15 protein-coding genes are annotated in these 20,646 nt (G+C 72.3%); 11 read left to right on the top strand and 4 right to left on the bottom strand.

What is annotated here, in order from left to right:
- Window positions 1–154: 154 nt before the first annotated feature.
- A complete protein-coding gene (locus tag ABZV34_RS31050; protein WP_356283907.1) occupies window positions 155–754 on the bottom strand; it encodes a TetR family transcriptional regulator in 600 nt (199 codons plus the stop codon).
- A gap of 543 nt (window positions 755–1,297) precedes the next feature.
- On the opposite strand from ABZV34_RS31050, the gene ABZV34_RS31045 reads away from it, so the two are divergent.
- Entirely contained in the window at window positions 1,298–3,490 is a 2,193-nt protein-coding gene (locus tag ABZV34_RS31045; RefSeq protein WP_356283892.1) for an MMPL family transporter, read from the top strand.
- A gap of 42 nt (window positions 3,491–3,532) precedes the next feature.
- Window positions 3,533–4,567: a zinc-dependent alcohol dehydrogenase family protein gene (locus ABZV34_RS31040; RefSeq protein ID WP_356283889.1), complete on the top strand. Its 1,035-nt coding sequence runs from the start codon at window positions 3,533–3,535 to the stop codon at window positions 4,565–4,567.
- Between the two features lie 158 nt (window positions 4,568–4,725).
- On the opposite strand, the gene ABZV34_RS31035 is transcribed toward ABZV34_RS31040, so the two are convergent.
- Entirely contained in the window at window positions 4,726–4,926 is a 201-nt protein-coding gene (locus ABZV34_RS31035; RefSeq protein WP_148009823.1) for a MerR family transcriptional regulator, read from the bottom strand.
- 336 nt (window positions 4,927–5,262) lie between these two features.
- Window positions 5,263–6,192: a sugar phosphate isomerase/epimerase gene (locus ABZV34_RS31030; RefSeq protein ID WP_356283886.1), complete on the bottom strand. Its 930-nt coding sequence runs from the start codon at window positions 6,190–6,192 to the stop codon at window positions 5,263–5,265.
- Between the two features lie 122 nt (window positions 6,193–6,314).
- Here ABZV34_RS31030 and iolC point away from each other — a divergent pair, with 122 nt between their 5' ends.
- From iolC to ABZV34_RS31000, 6 genes are all read left to right on the top strand, one after another.
- Complete coding sequence (gene iolC / locus ABZV34_RS31025) at window positions 6,315–7,265, top strand: 5-dehydro-2-deoxygluconokinase (RefSeq protein WP_356283883.1); 951 nt, start codon at window positions 6,315–6,317, stop codon at window positions 7,263–7,265.
- A gap of 215 nt (window positions 7,266–7,480) precedes the next feature.
- Window positions 7,481–8,398, top strand: coding sequence for a deoxyribose-phosphate aldolase (locus tag ABZV34_RS31020; RefSeq protein WP_356283904.1), 918 nt, complete (start codon window positions 7,481–7,483; stop codon window positions 8,396–8,398).
- A 7-nt stretch (window positions 8,399–8,405) separates the two neighbouring features.
- Window positions 8,406–9,230: a 5-deoxy-glucuronate isomerase gene (gene iolB, locus ABZV34_RS31015; RefSeq protein ID WP_356283880.1), complete on the top strand. Its 825-nt coding sequence runs from the start codon at window positions 8,406–8,408 to the stop codon at window positions 9,228–9,230.
- An 8-nt stretch (window positions 9,231–9,238) separates the two neighbouring features.
- Window positions 9,239–11,140 (top strand): 3D-(3,5/4)-trihydroxycyclohexane-1,2-dione acylhydrolase (decyclizing), encoded by a 1,902-nt coding sequence (gene iolD / locus ABZV34_RS31010; protein WP_356283877.1) that lies wholly within the window; start codon window positions 9,239–9,241, stop codon window positions 11,138–11,140.
- A 14-nt stretch (window positions 11,141–11,154) separates the two neighbouring features.
- Complete coding sequence (gene mmsA / locus ABZV34_RS31005; RefSeq protein WP_356283874.1) at window positions 11,155–12,666, top strand: CoA-acylating methylmalonate-semialdehyde dehydrogenase; 1,512 nt, start codon at window positions 11,155–11,157, stop codon at window positions 12,664–12,666.
- Window positions 12,667–13,172: 506 nt separating this feature from the next.
- The gene (locus ABZV34_RS31000; RefSeq protein ID WP_356283871.1) at window positions 13,173–14,582 is read left to right on the top strand and encodes an APC family permease; all 1,410 of its coding nucleotides are present in this window, start codon (window positions 13,173–13,175) and stop codon (window positions 14,580–14,582) included.
- 3 nt (window positions 14,583–14,585) lie between these two features.
- Here ABZV34_RS31000 and ABZV34_RS30995 read toward each other — a convergent pair whose 3' ends face one another.
- The gene (locus ABZV34_RS30995; RefSeq protein ID WP_356283869.1) at window positions 14,586–14,996 is read right to left on the bottom strand and encodes a GNAT family N-acetyltransferase; all 411 of its coding nucleotides are present in this window, start codon (window positions 14,994–14,996) and stop codon (window positions 14,586–14,588) included.
- Window positions 14,997–15,112: 116 nt separating this feature from the next.
- Here ABZV34_RS30995 and ABZV34_RS30990 point away from each other — a divergent pair, with 116 nt between their 5' ends.
- From ABZV34_RS30990 to ABZV34_RS30980, 3 genes are all read left to right on the top strand, one after another.
- The gene (locus ABZV34_RS30990) at window positions 15,113–17,767 is read left to right on the top strand and encodes an alpha/beta fold hydrolase (protein ID WP_356283866.1); all 2,655 of its coding nucleotides are present in this window, start codon (window positions 15,113–15,115) and stop codon (window positions 17,765–17,767) included.
- A complete protein-coding gene (locus ABZV34_RS30985) occupies window positions 17,764–18,627 on the top strand; it encodes an ABC transporter permease (RefSeq protein WP_356283863.1) in 864 nt (287 codons plus the stop codon). The genes ABZV34_RS30990 and ABZV34_RS30985 overlap by 4 nt, the downstream gene beginning before the upstream one ends.
- A gap of 162 nt (window positions 18,628–18,789) precedes the next feature.
- A complete protein-coding gene (locus tag ABZV34_RS30980) occupies window positions 18,790–20,493 on the top strand; it encodes a von Willebrand factor type A domain-containing protein (RefSeq protein WP_356283860.1) in 1,704 nt (567 codons plus the stop codon).
- Window positions 20,494–20,646 lie beyond the last annotated feature (153 nt).

Here is a 20,646-nt window from a genome sequence, read left to right as displayed (position 1 = left end):
CACGCCGACGACGCCGTCGCCTGCGATGGCGGTGACGATCTCGGGGGCGAGTCGGGGGCCGGCCGGGCCGGGCCGGGCGGGCGGGGGGGGAGGGCGCCCGCCCGGGGGCGGCCCCCGGCCCGGTCGGGGGCGCTCCGGAGGGGCGGGACCCGGGTCAGAGCCGGGCGGCGAGGGCGGCGGAGGTCGGCGCCTTGCCGTCGGTCAGTGGTTCGACGTACCGGAACAGGACGTTCTTGAGCTCCTGGATGTACGCCGCCCGCTCGGCACCCTCGTGGGCGAGGATCAGTTCGAGCCCCGCTTTGTAGATGCCCAGGCACACCTGCGCCGTGCGTGTGATCCCGGCGGCGGGCGCGTCGGGCAGGAACGCGGAGAGCAGTCCCTCGACGCGGGAGATCAGGGTCAGGTGCAGCGCGTCGTGTTCCTCGGCGATCCGGCCCGGGATGTCGGGGCCGTGCATCAGGGCGAAGAAGACGGGGTGGTCGCAGTTGAAGGCGACGAAGCGGTCGACGGCGGCGCCGACGGCCTCCTCCAGTGTGGTCGCGGGGGCGACCGGGCCGAGCGCCTCGCCGTAGGTGGCCCGCATCTCGTGCATGAGCCGGTCGCCCAGTTCGATCGCGATGGCTTCCTTGTTCGGGAAGAACTGGTAGAGCGTGCCCGGCGAGACGCCCGCCTCCCGGGCGATCGCGTTGGTGCTGGCGGCGGTGTAGCCGGTGGTGCAGAAGACGGAGGCCGCGGCCTCCAGCAGCTGGGCGATCCGGCGTTCGCCGCGGGCCTGCCGCCGGCGGGGCCGCTCGTCGTCGGCTGTCCGGTCGCCGAGGGTCCGCGCGTCGGCGGTCTGCGCGTCGGCGGTCTGCGCGTCGGCGGTACGCCGCTTCTCGGGCTTGTCGGGCACGAGTTATCCCCAACTCTCCGAACGTGTTTGACAAACGCGAGCGGTCGCTCGCATTCTGGTGAAACGCGAGCGATCTCTCGTGTTTGTCGATTCTATGGCAATGACCGACCCATGCTGCCTGAGCGCACGGACGGAAGCGGACGCACGGACACAGGGTCACGGTGAAGGGGACACCGCGCGATGACCGAAGTCAACAGCGCAGATCAGGGCCGGGGCAGGGGCGCGGGGCGCGGGAGGGGCGCGCGAGCCAAGGACGGTGCGGACGGTGCCCCGCCGACGGGTGAGGCGGCGATCGAGGGTCATCGGCCTCGACCTGGTGACAGCCCTCGGCCGGGCGGCAGCGTGCGGACGGGTGGCAGGTCGCGGACGGATGGCGGTCCACCGGTGGGCGGCTGGACCCGGTTCGTGACCGCGCGGCCCCGGCTGTCCCTGCTCTTCGCACTGCTGCTCACCGCCCTCGCGGTGGTCGCCGGCAGCGGGGTCGCCGACCGGCTGGGCAGCGGCGGCTGGCAGGACCCGACCGCGGAGTCGACGTACGCGACGAAGGCGCTGGAGCGGGAGTTCCCCGCCTCCCAGCCCAATCTGCTGCTCCTGGCCGACTCGGGGCGCGCCACGGTCGACGATCCCTCGGTGGCTGCCGAGGCGAAGCGGCTGACGGCACGGCTCGCCACCGAGCGGGGTGTCACGGGAGTCGGTTCGTACTGGGAGTCGGGCGCTCCCGCGCTGCGCGCCAAGGACGGCCACGAGGCGCTGATCGCCGCCCGGATCACGGGTGACGAGAAGACGGCGAGCGAGACCCTGGACCGTCTCGCGCCCTTGTTCCGGGGCACGCACGGCCCGCTCGGGATCAAGGTCGGCGGCCCCGTCGCCGTGCAGCACGAGATGCAGACCACCATCCGGGAGGACCTGACCCGGGCCGAGATCATCGCCCTGCCGGTGACCCTCGTGCTGCTGGTGATGGTCTTCGGCAGCGCGATCGCCGCGCTGCTGCCGCTGGGTGTCGGCATCATCGCCATCCTGGGGACGAACGCCGTGCTGCGAGGTCTCACGGAGCTCACCGACGTCTCGGTCTTCGCGATGAACCTCACCACGGCCCTCGGACTCGGCCTCGCGATCGACTACGCCCTGTTCATCGTCCGCCGCTTCCGCGAGGAGCTGGCGACCGGCGCCGAGCCGGTGACCGCTGTCGGCACCACCCTGCGCACGGCGGGCCGCACGGTCCTCTTCTCCTCCCTCACGGTCGCCGTGTCGCTCGCCGCGATGCTGCTCTTCCCGCAGTATTTCCTGCGGTCCTTCGCCTACGCGGGCATCGCGGTGGTGCTGCTGGCCGCGGCGGCCGCCCTGATCCTGCTCCCGGCGGCCCTGGTACTGCTCGGCCACCGGGTCAACTCCCTGGATCTGCGGCGCCTGTTCCGGCGAGGCGAGCCGCGCTCGTCCGGCGACGGCGCGGCCTGGGGACGCATGGCCTCCCTCGTCATGCGCCGGGCACCGGTCTTCGCGGTGGCCACCACCGTCGGGCTGATCGTCCTCGGACTGCCCTTCCTGGGCGTGAAGTTCGGCACCGCGGACGATCGGCAGCTGCCCTCGGGCGCGGTGTCCCATGTAGTCCAGCAGCACATCCGGGACGGATTCCCGGGCAGCCCCGGCGGCGGCCTGGAGATCCTCGCGGAGGGCCGGGCCACGGAGGCGCAGTACGCGGCCTACAAGAGCCGTATCGCCGCCCTCCCCGAGGCGCTGCGGGTGGACGGACCCCTGGTGAAGGGTGACGCCGCGTACTTCACGGTGCAGCCGAGAGGCGAGGCCGTCGGTGACGGGGCCCAGCGCCTGGTGCGTGAACTGCGCGCGACGGACGCCCCGTTCGGCACGGCGGTGACCGGCACGGCGGCGGTCCTGGTCGACTCCAAGCACGCGATAGCCGACCGGCTCCCCTGGGCGGCGGCGTTCATCGCGATCGTCACGCTGCTGCTGGTCTTCCTCCTCACGGGCAGTGTGCTGATCCCGGTCCAGGCGGTGCTGCTCAACGCGCTCAGTCTGACGGCGATGTTCGGCGCGGTGGTCTGGGTCTTCCAGGACGGCCATCTCTCCGGCCTGCTCGGCTTCACCAGCCCGGGATCGATCGAGACGACCCTCCCGGTGCTGATGTTCTGCGTCGCCTTCGGACTGTCCATGGACTACGGCGTCTTCCTCCTCTCCCGTATGAAGGAGGAGTACGACCGCACGGGCGACCACCGGGAGTCGGTCCGCTTCGGCCTCCAGCGCACCGGCGGACTGATCACCGCGGCCGCGGTCATCCTGGCGGTGGTGATGGTCGCGATCGGCACCTCGCGCGTGACCAACACCAAGATGCTGGGACTGGGCATCGCGCTCGCCGTCCTGATGGACGCGATGGTCGTGCGCAGCCTGCTGGTCCCGGCGGTCATGCGCCTCACCGGGCGCGCGACCTGGTGGGCGCCCGCTCCCCTGCGCCGCTTCCACGACCGGTTCGGACTCAGCGAGGGCGAGACACCGGAGCGGGCGGCCACGAAGGAGGACGAGCCCGGCACTCCGAGCGAGCAGGCGGACGGCCGGGACCGGGACAAGGTCGAGGTGCGCGGCTAGCGTTCACCCCTGAAGGCGATCTTCGGGCGGAGGGTGGCACGGATGCGGGCAGTGGTGTTCGAGCGGTACGGGGAGCCGGCCGGGGTCCGCGAGGTGGCTGATCCGGTGCCCGCCGAGCACGGAGTGGTGGTGCGGGTCGAGGCGACCGGGCTGTGCCGCAGCGACTGGCACGGCTGGATGGGGCACGACCCGGACATCACCCTGCCCCATGTGCCGGGCCACGAACTCGCCGGAGTCGTGGAGGCGGTGGGCGCGCGGGTGGCGGGCTGGCGCGCCGGCGACCGGGTCACCGTCCCGTTCGTCTGCGCCTGCGGGAACTGTCCCTCCTGCGCGGCGGGTGACCAGCAGGTGTGCGAGCGGCAGACCCAGCCGGGGTTCACGCACTGGGGATCCTTCGCGCAGTACGTGGCGCTGGAGCGGGCCGATGTGAACCTGGTGGCGGTGCCGGACGAGATGTCCTTCTCGACGGCGGCGTCGCTGGGCTGCCGGTTCGCCACGGCGTTCCGCGCGGTGGTCGCACAGGGCCGGGTTGCCGCGGGGGAGTGGGTCGCGGTGCACGGCTGCGGGGGTGTGGGCCTCTCGGCGGTGATGATCGCGGCGGCGGCCGGGGCACGGGTCGTGGCGGTCGACCTCTCGCCCCGGGCCCTGGAGCTGGCGCGGACGTTCGGGGCGGTGGAGAGCGTGGACGCCGCGCGCACCGAGGACACGGCGAAGGCGGTGCGTGAGCTGACCGGTGGCGGCGCCCACGTCTCCCTCGACGCGCTGGGCTCCCCGGTCACCTGCGCCGCCTCGGTGAACGGGCTGCGCCGCCGGGGGCGTCACGTCCAGGTCGGTCTGCTGCCCGAGGCGCCCGCCGTTCCGATGGCCCGGGTGATCGGCCTCGAACTGGAACTGCTGGGCAGCCACGGGATGCAGGCGCACGCCTACCCACGAATGCTGGAGCTGGTGCGCGCCGGTGTCCTCCGGCCCGACCTCCTGGTCACCTCCACCCTCGCACTGGACGGCGCGCCGGCCGCCCTCGCCGCGATGGGGACGGCGCCCGGGACCGGGGTGACGGTCATCGAGCCGTGGAGCTGAGCGGGGGAGAGGCGACGGGGTTCTTGTGTCCCGTCCCGTCCGGTGGTGACCGGGCGGGACGGGACAGGCGGGGACAGCGGACGAGGGGGCGGGCGCGGTGGACGGGATGTGCGGCGGGGCGGGGCGGGGACGGAGGCGGGGACCGCGGGCCGGCGGGGTCAGTCGGATCTGCGGCCGCGGTTCCCCGGGCGGGAGGCGACCCAGGCGCGGACGGTGTCCGCGTACCAGTAGGGCTTTCCGCTCTCCACGTGGTCAGGAGGGGGCAGCAGCCCGTGTTTGCGATACGACCGCACGGTGTCCGGCTGCACCTTGATGTGCGCCGCGATCTCCTTGTACGACCAGAGCTTTCGGTCGGTCATGAGTGGCACCTCCCTGCGCGCGCCGCGGCGGCGGCCGGGGGCGGCCGTCGGGGGAGCCGGGCGCTGCGCTGGTGATCACAAAGCCTGTGCCCGGTGAACGACACAGCGTGAGCGCAGGGCAGTGCTTGTCGACCGGGTGTGACGCAAGACCCGCGTACACGGGACATGTGTGACAGGAAGGTGGCATTTGTGACACAGGTGACGCAATGGGAGGGAGCGTCGAGTGGGTGCGGGCGGGCCGGGGGCACTCGTCGTCCCCGCCCCCGGCCCGCCGTCCGTCATCCCCGCGTCCCGGATCCCCGTCCGCCTAGGAGCCCCGCGGAGCCCCCGGGGCCGTCAGGCCCCGCACGACCGCAGGAACGCCCGGGTCCGCTGGGCGATCGGCAGCGGCTTGTCCGGCGGGCACGGATACATGTCCTGCTCGACGATCGCGAAGAGGTCGATGTCGAGCTTCTGCGCGGCGGCGAGCACCGGCTCCAGCGTCGGCACACCGGACGGCGGCTCGCACATCACGCCCCGGGCGACGGCGGGCCCGAACGGCAGCTCGTTCGCCCGCACCTCGGCCAGGATCGACGGATCCACCTGCTTGAGGTGCAGGTACCCGATGCGCTCCCCGTACGTCTCGATGAGTTTGACGCTGTCGCCGCCGCAGTAGGCGTAGTGCCCGGTGTCGAGGCACAGCGACACCAGCGAGGAGTCGGTCGCGTCGAGGAAGCGCGTGACGTTCTCTTCACTGTCGATGTGCGTGTCGGCATGCGGGTGGACGACGATCCGCAGCCCGTACCGCTCGCGGACCTCGTGGGCGAGCCGCTCGGTCTGGGCGGTCAGGTCGCGCCACTGCGCGGGCGTGAGGGTGCTGTCCTCCAGTACCTCGCCCGTCTTGTCGTCCCGCCAGAAGGCCGGGATCACGACGAGGTGCTCCGCGCCCATCGCCTGGGTGAGTGCCGCGATGTCGGAGACGTGCGCCCAGGTGGCGTCCCACACCTCCGGCCCGCGGTGCAGCCCGGTGAAGACGGTGCCGGCCGACACGGTGAGCCCGCGTCGTGCGGTCTCCTCCCTGAGGACGGCCGGGTCGGTCGGCAGATAGCCGTACGGGCCCAGTTCGATCCACTCGTATCCGGACTGGGAGACCTCGTCGAGGAAGCGCTGCCAGGGGACCTGTTGCGGGTCGTCGGGGAACCACACGCCCCAGGAGTCCGGAGCCGAACCGATCCGGATGCGGGACAGTGGGGACCGGGGTGATGTCTGCGGTGACAACGACGTCATGGGCGTCAGCTTCCGACGGCCCGGGTGAGGTGTCAAGGGCTGGTCCGAATGTCTGGACAAACCGTTGACAGGGCGTCCCGCACAGGGCTAGACCTTGGGGAAGCCGAAGCGAAGGGAACTCGATGGCGTACGACCTGATCACCATGGGACGGATCGGTGTGGACCTGTATCCGTTGCAGACGGGGGTCCCGCTGGCGAGGGTGTCGTCCTTCGGGAAGTTCCTCGGCGGTTCGGCGACGAACGTCGCGGTGGCGGCGGCCCGGCTGGGTCGCGACACGGCGGTGATCACACGCACGGGCGACGATCCCTTCGGCACGTACCTCCACGAGGCGCTGCGCGGCTTCGGCGTCGACGACCGCTGGGTGACCCCGGTCCCCGGCCTGCCGACACCGGTCACGTTCTGCGAGGTCTTCCCGCCGGACGACTTCCCCCTGTATTTCTACCGGCAGCCCAAGGCCCCGGACCTGGAGCTCGACGCGCACGACCTCGACCTGGGCGCCGTCCGCGACGCGCGCATCTTCTGGATGACGGGCACCGGCCTGAGCGAGGAGCCCAGCCGCACGGCGACGCTCGCCGCGCTCGCCCACCGCGCCAAGTCCGGTACGACGGTCTTCGACCTCGACTGGCGTCCGATGTTCTGGAAGGACCCCGACTCCGCGCGGCCGTTCTACGCCGAGGCCCTGCGCCACACCACCGTGGCCGTCGGCAACCTCGACGAGGTCGAGATCGCCACCGGCGAGCGCGAACCGCACGCGGGCGCCCGCGCGCTCCTCGACGCGGGTGTCGAACTCGCCGTGGTCAAGCAGGGACCCAAGGGAGTCCTGGCCGTCCACCGCGACGGCACGTCCGCCGAGGTCCCGCCCCTCCCGGTGACGGTCCTCAACGGCCTCGGTGCCGGTGACGCCTTCGGCGGCTCCCTCTGCCACGGCCTGCTGTCCGGCTGGGACCTGGAGCGGATCATGCGGCACGCGAACGCCGCGGGCGCCATCGTCGCCTCCCGGCTGGAGTGCTCCTCCGCGATGCCGACCCCCGAAGAGGTCGAGGCCGCGCTCGTGGCGGGAGCGGTCCGATGAGGGCGGGACACGTGGGACACGGGGGCGGCGATCCCTCGGCGCACGGACATCAGGGCGGCCATGACGGCCGCGACGGGCACGACGGCCGCGCGGGCGACACCGGCCGTGCCGGCGACGCAGGGCGCGGCCCGCACGACACGCCGGACGGCCCCACCGGACGTACCGGTTCCTCCGGCCCCACCGAGCGTGACAGCCGCACCCCGCGCACCGACCGCATCCCGCCCGCCGGCCGCACCAACGACGCGGGCCCCCGGGACGTCGACGTCGCCTCGCTCGTCCAACTGCGTGCCCGTCACCCGGAGGCCATCGCCGAGGCCGCCGCGCGCCGCCCGCGCCGGCCCCTCCTCGACGACACCGGCCGGCTGATGATCGTCGCCGCCGACCACCCGGCCCGCGGGGCGCTCGCCGTCGGCGACCGCAAGTTCGCCATGGCGAGCCGCGCCGACCTGCTGGAGCGGCTCTGCCTCGCCCTCTCCCGCCCCGGCGTCGACGGCGTGCTCGCCACCGCGGACATCCTCGACGACCTGCTGCTGCTCGGGGCCCTGGACCACAAGGTGGTCCTCGGTTCGATGAACCGCGGCGGCCTGGCGGGCGCCTCCTTCGAGCTGGACGACCGCTTCACCGGCCACCGCCCGCGGGACCTCGAGCGGTTCGGCTTCGACGCGGGCAAGCTGCTGCTGCGCATCGACTACGACGACCCGGGCTCGCTGCGCACCCTGGAGTCCACCGCCCGCGTGATAGACGAGATGGCGGAACGTCAACTCCCGGTCTTCGTGGAACCTTTCCTTTCCCGTCGCCGTGCGGACGGCAGACTGGTCAACGATCTGAGCGCCGACGCCGTCATCAAGTCCATCGCCATCGCCAGTGGCCTGGGCGGCAGCTCGGCGTACACCTGGCTGAAGGTCCCCGTCACCGAGAACCCGGACGACATGGCCCGGGTCATGGAGACCTCCACCCTGCCCGCCGTGCTGCTCGGCGGCGAAGTCGGCGAGGACCAGGAGGGCGCGTACGAGAAGTGGCGCGGCGCCCTCCAGCTCCCCACCGTGCAGGGCCTGGTCGTAGGCCGCTCGCTGCTGTACCCGGCCGACGGCGATGTGACCGCCGCGGTGGACACCGCCGTAGGACTGTTGTGAGGATCCGATGACGAGCAACGACCTGTACGTCCCCAAGGGCGCCACCGCCGGGGGGCCGTACGCCGTCGACATCGACCCCGGGCGGGCCGGCTGGACCCACAGCAGCCTGCGCGTGGTGGAGCTGGAGCCGGGAGGTACGCACACCTTCACCACCGGTGACAGCGAGTGGATCGTGCTTCCGCTGAACGGCGCCTGTACGGTGCGCACAGAGGACGAAGAGTTCCAAATCCTGGGCCGGGAAAGCGTGTTCGCGGGGGTAACCGACTTCGCGTACGTACCCCGGGACGCCCGGGCACAGATCGCCTCCGGCGCGGGAGGCCGCTTCGCCCTGGCAGGAGCGAAGTGCGAGCGCCGACTCCCCGCCCGCTACGGCCCCGCGCCGGAGGTTCCCGTCGAAGACCGCGGCAGCGGCAGCTGCGCCCGCCGGGTGCGCAACTTCGCCTCTGCCGACGCCTTCGACTGCGACAAGCTCATCGCCGTCGAGGTCATCACCCCCGGCGGCCACTGGTCCTCGTATCCGCCGCACAAGCACGACGAGCACCGGCCGGGCGAGGAGAGCGAGCTCGAGGAGATCTACTACTTCGAGATCGACGGCCCGAACGGATTCGGCTATCAGCGCGTATTCCCTTCGCGCGAGGGCGGAACCGACGTCCTCGCCGAGGTCCGCACCGGCGATGCCGTGCTCGTCCCCGACGGATGGCACGGTCCGTCCATCGCCCAGCCCGGTCACACGATGTACTACCTGAACGTGATGGCCGGACCGGGCGAGGAGAGGGAATGGCGGATCTGCTTCCACCCGGGACACGTAGAAAGCACAGAGGGCTACCGATGACGGATCCGATGACGAAGACGTCAGAGGCGCCGACGACGACCAGGCTGACGGTCGCACAGGCGCTGGTGCGGTTCCTGGCCGCGCAGTACACGGAGCGGGACGGCGAGCGGCAGCGGCTGATCGGCGCCACCTGGGGCATCTTCGGCCACGGCAACGTCGCCGGGATCGGGCAGGCGCTCGTCGAGTACCCGGACGAGATGCCGTACCTCCAGGGCCGCAACGAGCAGTCCATGGTCCACGCGGCGGTCGGTTACGCACGGCAGAGCAACCGGCTGTCGGCGCACGCCGTGACCACGTCCATCGGTCCCGGCGCGACCAATCTCGTCACGGGCGCCGCGCTCGCGACGGTCAACCACCTCCCGGTGCTCCTCCTGCCCGGTGACACCTTCGCGACCCGCCCCGCGGACCCGGTGCTCCAGCAGCTCGAACTCCCCTACGCGGGCGATGTGTCGGTCAACGACTGTCTGCGCCCGGTGTCCAGGTACTTCGACCGGGTGACCCGCCCCGAAGCGCTGATCCCGGCCGCCCTGCAGGCCATGCGCGTGCTCAGCGACCCGGTCGAGACCGGCGCCGTCACGCTCGCGCTGCCGCAGGACGTGCAGGCGGAGGCGTACGACTGGCCGGTGGAGTTCTTCGCGGAGCGGACCTGGACCGTGCGCCGCCCGGCGGCCGACGCGGCCGAGCTGGCCGCCGCCGTCACGGCGGTCCGCGGGGCCCGGCGCCCGCTGATCGTCGCGGGCGGCGGCGTGCACCACAGCCGCGCCGAGGAGGCGCTCGCGGAACTCGCCGCGTCCACCGGGATCCCGGTCGCCTCCACCCAGGCGGGCAAGGGGTCGCTGCGCTGGGACCACCCGCAGGACGTGGGCGGCATCGGCCACACGGGCACCGCGACCGCCGACGAGCTCGCCCGCACGGCCGACCTGGTGATCGGCGTCGGCACCCGCTACACCGACTTCACCACCGCCTCCGGCACGCTCTTCACCGCCCCGGGCGTCCGCTTCCTGAACGTCAACATCGCGCCCTACGACGGCCACAAGCTCTCCGGGATACCGCTGGTCGCCGACGCGCGGGCCGGGATCGAGGCCCTCACCGAGGCGCTGCTGCTGCACGAGCACCGTGCCGGGCCCGGGTACGTCACCGAGTACACGGACGACAAGGAGCGCTGGGAGTACCGGGTCGACGCGGCGTTCGAGGCCGAGGACATCGACCTGCGGCCCACCCAGCCACAGGTGCTCGGTGTTCTCGACGAGCTGGTCACCGACGACGACATCCTGATCAACGCGGCCGGTTCGCTCCCCGGTGACCTGCACAAACTGTGGCGGGCGCGGTCGCGGGACCAGTACCACGTCGAGTACGGCTACTCGTGCATGGGCTACGAGATCCCGGCCGCGATCGGCGTCCGGCTGGCGGCGCCCGACCGTCCCGTGTGGGCGCTGGTCGGCGACGGCACGTATCTGATGATGCCGACCGAGATCGTCACCGCCGTGCAGGAGGGCGTCGCGATCAAGGTCCTCATCCTGCAGAACCACGGCTACGCCTCGATCGGCGGCCTGTCCGAGTCCGTGGGCGGTGAGCGGTACGGCACCGCGTACCGTTTCCGCTCCGAGGACGGTACGTACACGGGAGCCCCGCTGCCCGTCGATCTCGCCGCCAACGCGGCCAGCCTCGGCATGCGGGTGCTGCGTGCGAAGACCGTCCGTGACCTGCGCTCGGCCCTGGCCGAGGCGCGGGACGCGGACACTCCCACTTGTGTCTACGTGGAGACCAGAACGGCAGACACAGTGTCGGGCGCGCCCCCGGCCCAAGCCTGGTGGGATGTACCCGTGGCCGAGACCGCGACCCGAGTGTCGGCGGTCAAGGCGCGTGAGGAGTACGACCGGCACGTCGCCGCCCGACGCCGCCATCTGTGAAGGAGTTCTTGGCCATGACGAAGACCGTCGACCACTGGATCGGTGGCAAGCCCGTCGCGAACGCCGCGGGCGAGTCGGGTATGTACGGGCCGGTCACCGACCCGGCGACCGGCGCCGTGACCACGCGGGTCGCCTTCGCGACCGTGGACGAGGTGGACGCCGCGGTCGCCGCGGCGAAGGACGCCTACGCGACCTGGGGCCAGTCCTCGCTGGCGAAGCGGACCACGATCCTCTTCAAGTTCCGGGCGCTGCTGGACGCCAACCGGGACGCGATCGCCGAGCTGATCACCGCCGAGCACGGCAAGGTGCACTCGGACGCGCTCGGTGAGGTCGCGCGCGGCCTGGAGATCGTCGACCTGGCGTGCGGGATCACCGTGCAGCTGAAGGGCGAGCTGTCGACCGAGGTGGCCTCCCGGGTCGACGTGGCCTCGATCCGGCAGCCGCTGGGCGTCGTCGCGGGCATCACGCCGTTCAACTTCCCGGCCATGGTGCCGATGTGGATGTTCCCGATCGCCATCGCGTGCGGCAACACCTTCGTGCTGAAGCCGTCCGAGAAGGACCCGTCGGCCGCCATGAAGCTCGCCGAGCTGATGGCCGAGGCCGGCCTGCCCGACGGTGTCTTCAACGTCGTGCACGGTGACAAGGTCGCCGTGGACCGGCTCCTGGAGCACCCGGACGTAGCCGCCGTGTCCTTCGTCGGCTCGACGCCGATCGCCCGCTACATCCACACCACCGCCGCCGCGCACCACAAGCGCGTCCAGGCCCTGGGCGGCGCCAAGAACCACATGCTGGTCCTGCCCGACGCCGACCTGGACGCGGCCGCCGACGCCGCGGTCTCGGCCGCGTACGGCTCGGCCGGTGAGCGCTGCATGGCGATCTCCGCGGTCGTCGCGGTGGGCGCGATCGGCGACGAGCTGGTCGAGAAGATCCGCGAGCGCGCCGAGAAGATCAAGATCGGTCCCGGCGACGACCCGGCCTCCGAGATGGGCCCGCTGATCACGGCGGCGCACCGCGACAAGGTGGCGTCCTACGTCCACGGCGCGGCCGCGCAGGGCTCCGAGGTCGTCCTCGACGGCACCGGCTACACCGTGGAGGGCCACGAGGACGGCCACTGGATCGGCCTCTCGCTGCTCGACAAGGTGCCCACGACCGCGGACGCCTACCGGGACGAGATCTTCGGCCCGGTGCTGTGCGTGCTGCGCGTGGAGACGTACGAGGAGGGTGTCGCCCTCATCAACGCCTCGCCGTTCGGCAACGGCACCGCGATCTTCACCCGGGACGGCGGCGCGGCCCGCCGCTTCCAGCTGGAGGTCGAGGCGGGCATGGTCGGCGTGAACGTACCGATCCCGGTGCCCGTCGGCTACCACTCCTTCGGCGGCTGGAAGGACTCCCTCTTCGGGGACCACCACATCTACGGCAACGACGGCACGCACTTCTACACCCGCGGCAAGGTCGTCACGACCCGCTGGCCGGACCCGTCGGAGGGGCCCTCCGGAGTCGACCTGGGCTTCCCGCGCAACCACTGAGGCCGTACGGCCACCGGTGCCCCGCTCCTCGCACGAGGGGCGGGGCACCGTCGTGCCCGGCCCACCGCCGCGCGACGGCCCTCTTCATCAGCTCGGTGACGTCGCCGACCTGCGCGGCCGGCGGGGCCTTCACACGGGCGGTGGCGCTCCGCGGTGGCCCGGAGTGCGGACCAATCCTGGTCAATTTCGCTGCCTCGACTGCGGTTCTCGCCATGCGGTGATGAAACGGGTACCGCAGGCAAGTTGGCGGCATCACCTTTGAAAGCAAGGTCACATTCCATTGGGTATTGATGATTGCAACGGAAAGACGTCAAGACCTGGGAAAGCGATGTGGTGTGCGTCGCTCCGCTATTGCGGATTTCGCAGGTAAACGGCCATTGACGCGACGGTTTCCGTCAAGGTTCCATCAACGCGGGAGCGGACGACGAGACGTACGACACGAGCCGCCGGAGGCGATAGCGCTCCCGCCCGAACAACCTGACGCACGAGTCGATCGGAACCGCTCCATGACCGACACGCTCCGCCCTGTCGAGACCGCTGCGCCGGACACCGTCTCCACGGCCTCCGACAGCCCCCAGAAGCTCAAGCGCTCCATCGGCATCGTCGGAGGCACCCTGCTCACGCTCTCCTGCGTGACACCCGCCTCCACGCTCTTCGTGGTCGTGCCCGACCTGTTCTCGTCCCTCGGCACCGCGACCGCGCTCACCATCGCGATCGGCTCGCTGCTCTGTATCGCCGTGGCGTTCTGCTACTCGGAGCTGGGCACCCTCATCCCCAGCGCGGGCGGCGAGTACGCCATGGTCTCCACGCTGGCCGGCCGGCTCGCGGGCTGGCTGGTCTTCGTGCTCTCCCTGCTCGTCGTCATGATCGTGCCGCCGGTGATCGCGATGGGCACCGCGGACTACCTGGCGCCGATCGTGCACCTCAACGCGTCACTGGCCGGTGCGGGCGTGATGCTCCTGGCCACCCTCGCGGGCCTGCTCGACCTGCGGGCCAACGCCTGGATCACCGGTGTCTTCCTGGTCCTGGAGGTCATCGCGGCGGGCGTGGTGGCCGTCCTGGGCTTCTCCCACAGCCGGCGCGGCGCCGGCAGCCTGGTCTCCATGCAGGTCGCGGGCTCCGGCGGTCACACGGACACCGTGACCGCCATGCTGGTGGTGTCCGGACTCGCCATCGCCCTCTTCATCACCCAGGGCTTCTCGACCGCGGTCTACCTCTCCGAGGAACTGGAGAACCCGCGCCGCAACGTGGCCCGTACGGTCCTGGCCACCCTCGCCATCTCGTCCGTGATCATCCTGGTCCCGGTCATCGCCATCACCATGGGCGCCCCTGACCTCTCGGCCCTCACCGGCGGCGACATCAGCACCATGGTCACCGCCTGGTCCAACTCCGCCGTCGGCACCTTCGTCAGCCTCTGCGTCGCCCTCGCGATCATCAACGCGGGCATCGTCATGGTCATCCAGAACTCCCGGGTGCTGTTCGCCTCGGCCCGCGACAAGGCCTGGCCCGGACCCGTCAACAAGGGCCTCTCCCGGCTCGGCCGCTTCGGCTCCCCGTGGGTCGCCACCCTCCTCGTCGGCGTCCCGGGCGCCGCCCTCTGCTTCGTCAACCTGGACACGCTGTACGGCGTCACGGGCGTGTCCGTGACGGCCATGTACCTGCTCGTCGCGGTCGCCGCGCTGCTCTCCCGGCGCGGCAGCCACGCCCACACCCCTGCCTGGCGCATGCCGCTGTGGCCCGCCGTGCCGGTCCTGCTGATCGCCGTCCTCGCCTACATCCTCAGCCGGCAGGAGACGGTCTACCTCGTGTGGACCGGCGGCATCACGGCCGTCGCCACCCTCTACTGGGCCCTCTACCTGCGACCGCGCCGCGAGACCCGCTGGCTGGTGTCGATCCCCGAGGACATGCAGGCCTGACCCTCACGTGAAGTCCCACGTCACCACCGTGCACGTCCCGTCGTCCTCGCCCCCCGCACTGCGGTACGCGGCGAGGGCGACGTCGTTTCCGGTGTCCACACCGACCCACATCCCGTAGCAGCCGCGTTCACGGGCGAGCGCCGCGAGCGCCAGGACCAGGGCCCGACCGGTGCCGCGACGCCGGAAGGACCCGGCGACCGCCAGCTCGTACAGGAACATCTCGGCGCCCTTGTCGGGATGGACGGTCTCGACACCGCTGACGAAACCCACCGGGGCGCCGTCCTCGTGGGCCAGGAACAGGTGATGACCCGGGGAGTCCAGGAAGCGCCGGGCCCACTCGGGGCGAACGGCGTGGTCGAAGAGGTGCTCGGCCGCCACGAGTTCGGCGACGGAGGTGGCGCGGCGAATCTCCATGGGGCGTTCGTACCACGGGCGCGGTACGCCGGAGCCGACGTCTACTCCCGCAGGAGGGGCGAGGGTTCCGACCGGCGGCGGCATCGGTTGTCGGCGGCGGCCCGTACCGTTGACGCATGGATCTTCGACTGCCCCGACTGCGTGGGCCCGCACCGCGGACGCGGCGGCGGTGGACGACCGCGGCGGCCGCCGTCGTCGTGCTCGCCGGCGCCGGTACGTGGACGGCCGTGGCCTCGGACGACGGGCCGGCCGTCCACCGCTCCGACCGCGTCATGGCCATGGGCGGCGGGGTGCGCATCGACACGTCGTACTTCACCGCCGGCTCCGGCCGCCGCCCCGCCGTGCTGATCGGGCACGGCTTCGGCGGCAGCAAGAACGACGTCCGCCCGGAGGCCGAGAAGCTCGCCCGCGACGGGTACGCGGTGCTCACCTGGTCGGCACGCGGCTTCGGCCGATCCAGCGGCAGGATCGGACTGAACGACCCCGAGGGCGAGGTCGCCGACGTCTCGAAGCTCATCGACTGGCTCGCCGCCCGCCCGGAGGTCCGGCTCGACAAGGCCGGCGACCCGCGCGTCGGCGTCACCGGTGCCTCGTACGGCGGGGCGGTCTCCCTGCTGGCCGCCGGAAACGACCCCAGGGTCGACGCGATCGCCCCGTCGATCACGTACTGGAACCTGGCGGACGCCCTCTTCCCGAACGGCGTCTTCAAGAAGCTCTGGGCCGGCATCTTCATCAACTCCGGCGGCGGCTGCTCCCACTTCGAGCCCCAGCTGTGCGCCATGTACAACCGGGTCGCGGAGGCCGGAAAGCCGGACGCCGCGGCCCGCGCCCTGCTCGAGGCCCGCTCCCCGGCCGCCGTCGCCGGCCGCATCAAGGTGCCCACGCTGATCACGCAGGGGCAGACCGACTCCCTCTTCACGCTCGGCCAGGCCGACGCCATGGCCAAGGCGATCCGGGCAGGCGGCGCGCCCGTGGACGTCGACTGGATCGCGGGCGGGCACGACGGCGGAGACCTGGAGACCGGCCGGGTCGAGGCCCGCGTCGGTTCCTGGTTCGACCGCTATCTGAAGGACGACAGGAACGCCGACACCGGCCCCGCCTTCCGCGTCACCCGCACCGGAGGCATCGACTCCACCGACGGCGCCGTGCAGCTCAAGGGCGCGAGCGCGGACGCCTACCCCGGTCTGGAGGGCACCGAGCACACGGTCCCGCTCGGCACCGGCCGGGAGCAGAGCTTCCAGAACCCGGCGGGCGCGAGTCCACCCGCGATCTCCGCCCTCCCCGGACTCGGCGGCGCCGGTGGCCTCTCCCAGCTCTCCTCCCTCGGCGTCGGCGTGTCCCTCGACTTCCCGGGCCAGTACGCGCGGTTCGACTCCGCGCCCGTCCGCACCGGCCTGCGCGTCACGGGATCGCCGGCCGTGAAGGTCCACGTCACCTCGACCACCGACGACGCCGTCCTCTTCGGGAAGGTGTACGACGTCGGCCCGGGCGGCGCCCAGCCGGTGCTGCCGGCCCAGCTCGTGGCCCCGCTGCGGGTGACGGGAGCCAAGGCGGGCAAGGACGTCACGATCGTCCTGCCCGCGATCGACCACGAGATCCAGAAGGGCCACCGGCTGCGGCTGGTCCTCGCCTCGACCGACCTCGGCTACGCCTCACCGGCCGCCCCGGCGACGTACACCGTCTCCCTGAAGAGCGACCTGATGGTCCCGACCGCGCCCGGCGTGAGGTCCGCCGCGGTGCCGCTGCCCTCGTGGGTGTGGTGGCTGCCCCTGGCCGGCGCGCTGACCGCCCTGGCGCTCCTGCTGACCGGCCGCCGCCGTATGACGCCCGGGGTGCCCGACCCGGCCCTCGCCGAAGTCCCGCTCCAGATCACCGACCTGAGCAAGCGGTACGCGAAGTCCGCGGACCGGTACGCGGTACGCGACCTGTCGTTCCGCGTCGAAAGAGGCCAGGTCCTGGGGCTCCTGGGACCGAACGGCGCGGGAAAGACGACGACCCTGCGCATGCTCATGGGCCTGATCAAGCCCGACGACGGCGAGATCCGCGTCTTCGGGCACGCGATCCGGCCGGGCGCGCCGGTCCTCTCCCGGGTCGGCGCCTTCGTCGAGGGCGCCGGCTTCCTGCCGCACCTCTCGGGCCGCGAGAACCTGGAGCTCTACTGGCGGGCGACAGGCCGTCCCGCCGAGGACGCGCACCTGGCGGACGCGCTGGAGATCGCGGGCCTGGGCGACGCGCTGGCCCGCGCGGTCCGCACGTACTCCCAGGGCATGCGCCAGCGCCTCGCCATCGCCCAGGCCATGCTCGGCCTGCCGGATCTCCTGATCCTCGACGAACCGACCAACGGCCTCGACCCGCCCCAGATCCGCGAGATGCGCGAAGTCATGATCCGCTACGCCGCGGCGGGCCGCACCGTCATCGTCTCCAGCCATCTGCTGGCCGAGGTCGAGCAGTCCTGCACGCACCTGGTGGTCATGGACCGCGGACGGCTGGTGCAGGCGGGCCCGGTGAGCGAGATCGTCGGCTCCGGCGACACCCTCCTCGTCGGCACGGGTTCCCCCGTGGACGGGCCGGTCGTCGAGAAGGTCGGCGCGCTGCCGGGCGTGGCCTCGGCCGTCGCCGCCGACGGCGGGCTGCTGGTCCGCCTCGACGCGGACGGCAGCGCGGAACGCCTGGTCGTGGAACTCGTACGGCTCGAAGTGCCGGTGGCGTCGGTGGGCCCGCACCGACGCCTGGAAGACGCCTTCCTCACCCTGATCGGAGGTGCCGCATGAGCACGCTCGCCGAGCGGGCCGAGACCGCGGACGGCTACCGTCCACGGCACACCCTGCCCCTGCGCGTCGAGCTGCTGCGGCAGCTCAAGCGCCGCCGCACCCTCGTCATGGGCGCGATCCTGGCGTTGCTGCCCTTCGTGCTCGTCGTCGCGTTCGCGATCGGCGGCGGGCCCGGCTCACGCAACGGGCAGGTCACACTGATGGACACGGCTACGGCGTCGGGCGCGAACTTCGCCGCGGTGAACCTGTTCGTGTCCGCCGGCTTCCTGCTGGTCATCCCGGTCGCGCTGTTCTGCGGGGACACCATCGCCTCCGAGGCGAGCTGGTCCTCGCTGCGCTATCTGCTGGCGGCCCCGGTGCCCCGGACCCGGCTCCTGTGGTCCAAGCTCACCGTCGCGCTGGGCCTCAGTCTCGCCGCGATGGTGCTGCTGCCGGTCGTCGCGCTGGCGGTGGGCACCGCGGCCTACGGCTGGGGCCCGCTGGAGATCCCCACCGGCGGCGCGCTGTCCACGGGCACCGCGACCCAGCGGCTCCTGGTGGTCATCGCGTACGTCTTCGTGTCCCAACTGGTCACGGCGGGGCTCGCGTTCTGGCTGTCGACGAAGACGGACGCTCCGCTGGGCGCGGTCGGCGGCGCGGTCGGCCTGACCATCGTCGGCAACGTCCTGGACGCCGTCACCGCTCTCGGCCACTGGCGCGACTTCCTGCCCGCGCACTGGCAGTTCGCGTGGGCCGACGCCGTCCAGCCACAACTGGAGTGGGCGGGCATGATCAAGGGCACGGTGATTTCGGTAACGTACGCGCTGGTCCTGTTCGCCCTGGCCTTCCGGGGTTTCCGGCGCAAGGACATCGTGTCGTAGATCTCCGGAGCGTCACCTACCGGTCTCGGCGGCCGCCCTCCGTGGCCGCTTCGAGATCCATCCGCAACGCTCCGTGACGCACGCCGGAGCCCCCTCGGACGTCACAGTCACAGACATCGGCCCAGTACACGGGCCGACGGGCGACTCACCGAGGGGGCACGGATGGGGAACGACCGCGTACGGCGACCGTGGCGGACGGTACGTCCCGGACGGACGGAACACCTGGGACGGCCAGAGCGCGCCGGGTGGCCGGAACGCCTCGATCGGTCAGAACACCCCGAGTGGCCCGAACCCCTCGGGCGGTCGGAGCGCCCCGGGCGGCCGAGGCGAGCGCGCGGCACCCTGCTCGCCCTCACCCTCGCGGGTGGCCTGCTGCTCACCGGCTGCAGCGGGAGCGACGGCAGCCACTCCTCCGCGGACGGCGCGGCGCACGGATCCGGCGGCTACGCGGGCCCGCTGCCCGCCCCGAACCGGACCCCCGGCTCCGGCCGGGGCGAGCCGGACGGCGAACAGACGGGCGACGCGCGGAGGGAGATCGCGCCGTCCCCCGACTACCTCTCCACCTTCGCCCTCGACGTCGACACCGCCTCCTACGGCTACGCCCGCCGGGCCCTTGCCGACGGACGGCTGCCCGACCCCGCCACCGTCCGCCCCGAGGAGTTCGTCAACAGCTTCCGCCAGGACTACCGGCGCCCCGACGGCAACGGCTTCTCCGTCACCGTCGACGGCGCCCGCACCCGGGACGAGGACTGGTCACTGGTCCGCGTCGGTCTCGCCACCCGCACGGCCGCGCGGGACGGCGAACGCCCGCCCGCCGCCCTCACCTTCGTCATCGACGTCTCCGGCTCCATGGGCGAACCCGGCCGGCTCGACCTCGCCAAGCACTCCCTGGGCGTGATGACGGACCGGCTCCGCGACGACGACTCGGTCGCCCTGGTCACCTTCAGCGACGAGGCCGAGACCGTGCTGGCGATGACCCGCCTCGGCCACCACCGCGGCCGTGTCCACGACGCGATCGACGGTCTCGAACCGACGGAGTCGACCAACCTCGGCGCGGGGGTGCGCACCGGGTACGACACGGCCGTCGAAGGCCTGCGCGAGGGCGCCACCAACCGTGTCGTCCTGATCTCGGACGCCCTCGCCAACACCGGGGAGACCGACGCGGACACCATCCTGGAACGCGTCTCCGGCGCCCGCCGCGAGCACGGCATCACCCTCTTCGGCGTCGGCGTGGGCAGCGAGTACGGCGACGCCCTCATGGAGCGCCTCGCCGACCGGGGCGACGGCCACACGACGTACGTCTCGAACGACGACGACGCCCGCAAGGTCTTCTGCGAGCAACTCCCCGAGAACATCGACCTCACGGCCCGCGACGCCAAGGCCCAGGTCGCCTTCGACCCGGGGACCGTACGGCAGTTCCGGCTCATCGGGTACGACGACCGTCAGGTGGCCGACCAGGACTTCCGGGACGACCGGGTGGACGGCGGCGAGATCGGTCCCGGTCACACGGTCACGGCGCTCTACGCCGTCCGCACCCGGCCCGGCGCCTCCGGGCACCTCGCCACCGCGAGCGTGCGCTGGCTCGACCCCCGCACCCGCGCCCCGCACGAGGAGTCGGGCCGGCTGGAGACGGGCTCCCTCGACGACGACCTGTGGACCTCCGCGCCCCGCCTCCAGGTCGACGCGGTGGCCGCGTACTTCGCCGACGCCCTGCGCACCGGCGGCGACCGCGGGAGCGCGCTGCCGGGCGCGCTCCCGCTGTCCGAACTCGCGGGCCGGGCCCGTACGGTGGCGTCCGCCGCGGAGGACGGTGCGGTACGCGACCTCGCCGACTCGGTCGAGCGGGCGAGCCGACTGACGGGCTGACGGCGCGGACCTGCGACCTGGTCCGCAGGCCCACGGGCTCCATGGTGGTGGCGGACGAGTCCACCGAGGACAACGGGCTGCTCACGCCGTCCTTGAAGGTCGGGCGCCATGCGGTGGCGGCCGTGTAAGCGGCCGGGATCGACGCGCTGTACG

The organism is Streptomyces sp. NPDC005195 (genome assembly GCF_040608315.1).
Classification (GTDB): domain Bacteria; phylum Actinomycetota; class Actinomycetes; order Streptomycetales; family Streptomycetaceae; genus Streptomyces; species Streptomyces kaempferi.
The sequence above is the reverse complement of the archived record's forward strand: the minus strand, read 5'-3'. Positions and strand labels throughout refer to the sequence as shown.

Bases quoted from the DNA above. Each gene is read 5' to 3' on its own strand.
- ABZV34_RS31040 (WP_356283889.1), top strand. From the start codon at position 3,533: ATGCGGGCAGTGGTGTTCGAGCGGTACGGGGAGCCGGCCGGGGTCCGC.
- iolD (WP_356283877.1), top strand. From the start codon at position 9,239: ATGACGAAGACGTCAGAGGCGCCGACGACGACCAGGCTGACGGTCGCA.
- ABZV34_RS31035 (WP_148009823.1), bottom strand. From the start codon at position 4,926: ATGACCGACCGAAAGCTCTGGTCGTACAAGGAGATCGCGGCGCACATC.
- ABZV34_RS30995 (WP_356283869.1), bottom strand. From the start codon at position 14,996: ATGGAGATTCGCCGCGCCACCTCCGTCGCCGAACTCGTGGCGGCCGAG.
- iolC (WP_356283883.1), top strand. From the start codon at position 6,315: ATGGCGTACGACCTGATCACCATGGGACGGATCGGTGTGGACCTGTAT.
- ABZV34_RS30980 (WP_356283860.1), top strand. From the start codon at position 18,790: ATGGGGAACGACCGCGTACGGCGACCGTGGCGGACGGTACGTCCCGGA.
- ABZV34_RS31000 (WP_356283871.1), top strand. From the start codon at position 13,173: ATGACCGACACGCTCCGCCCTGTCGAGACCGCTGCGCCGGACACCGTC.
- ABZV34_RS31030 (WP_356283886.1), bottom strand. From the start codon at position 6,192: ATGACGTCGTTGTCACCGCAGACATCACCCCGGTCCCCACTGTCCCGC.
- ABZV34_RS30990 (WP_356283866.1), top strand. From the start codon at position 15,113: ATGGATCTTCGACTGCCCCGACTGCGTGGGCCCGCACCGCGGACGCGG.
- mmsA (WP_356283874.1), top strand. From the start codon at position 11,155: ATGACGAAGACCGTCGACCACTGGATCGGTGGCAAGCCCGTCGCGAAC.
- iolB (WP_356283880.1), top strand. From the start codon at position 8,406: ATGACGAGCAACGACCTGTACGTCCCCAAGGGCGCCACCGCCGGGGGG.
- ABZV34_RS30985 (WP_356283863.1), top strand. From the start codon at position 17,764: ATGAGCACGCTCGCCGAGCGGGCCGAGACCGCGGACGGCTACCGTCCA.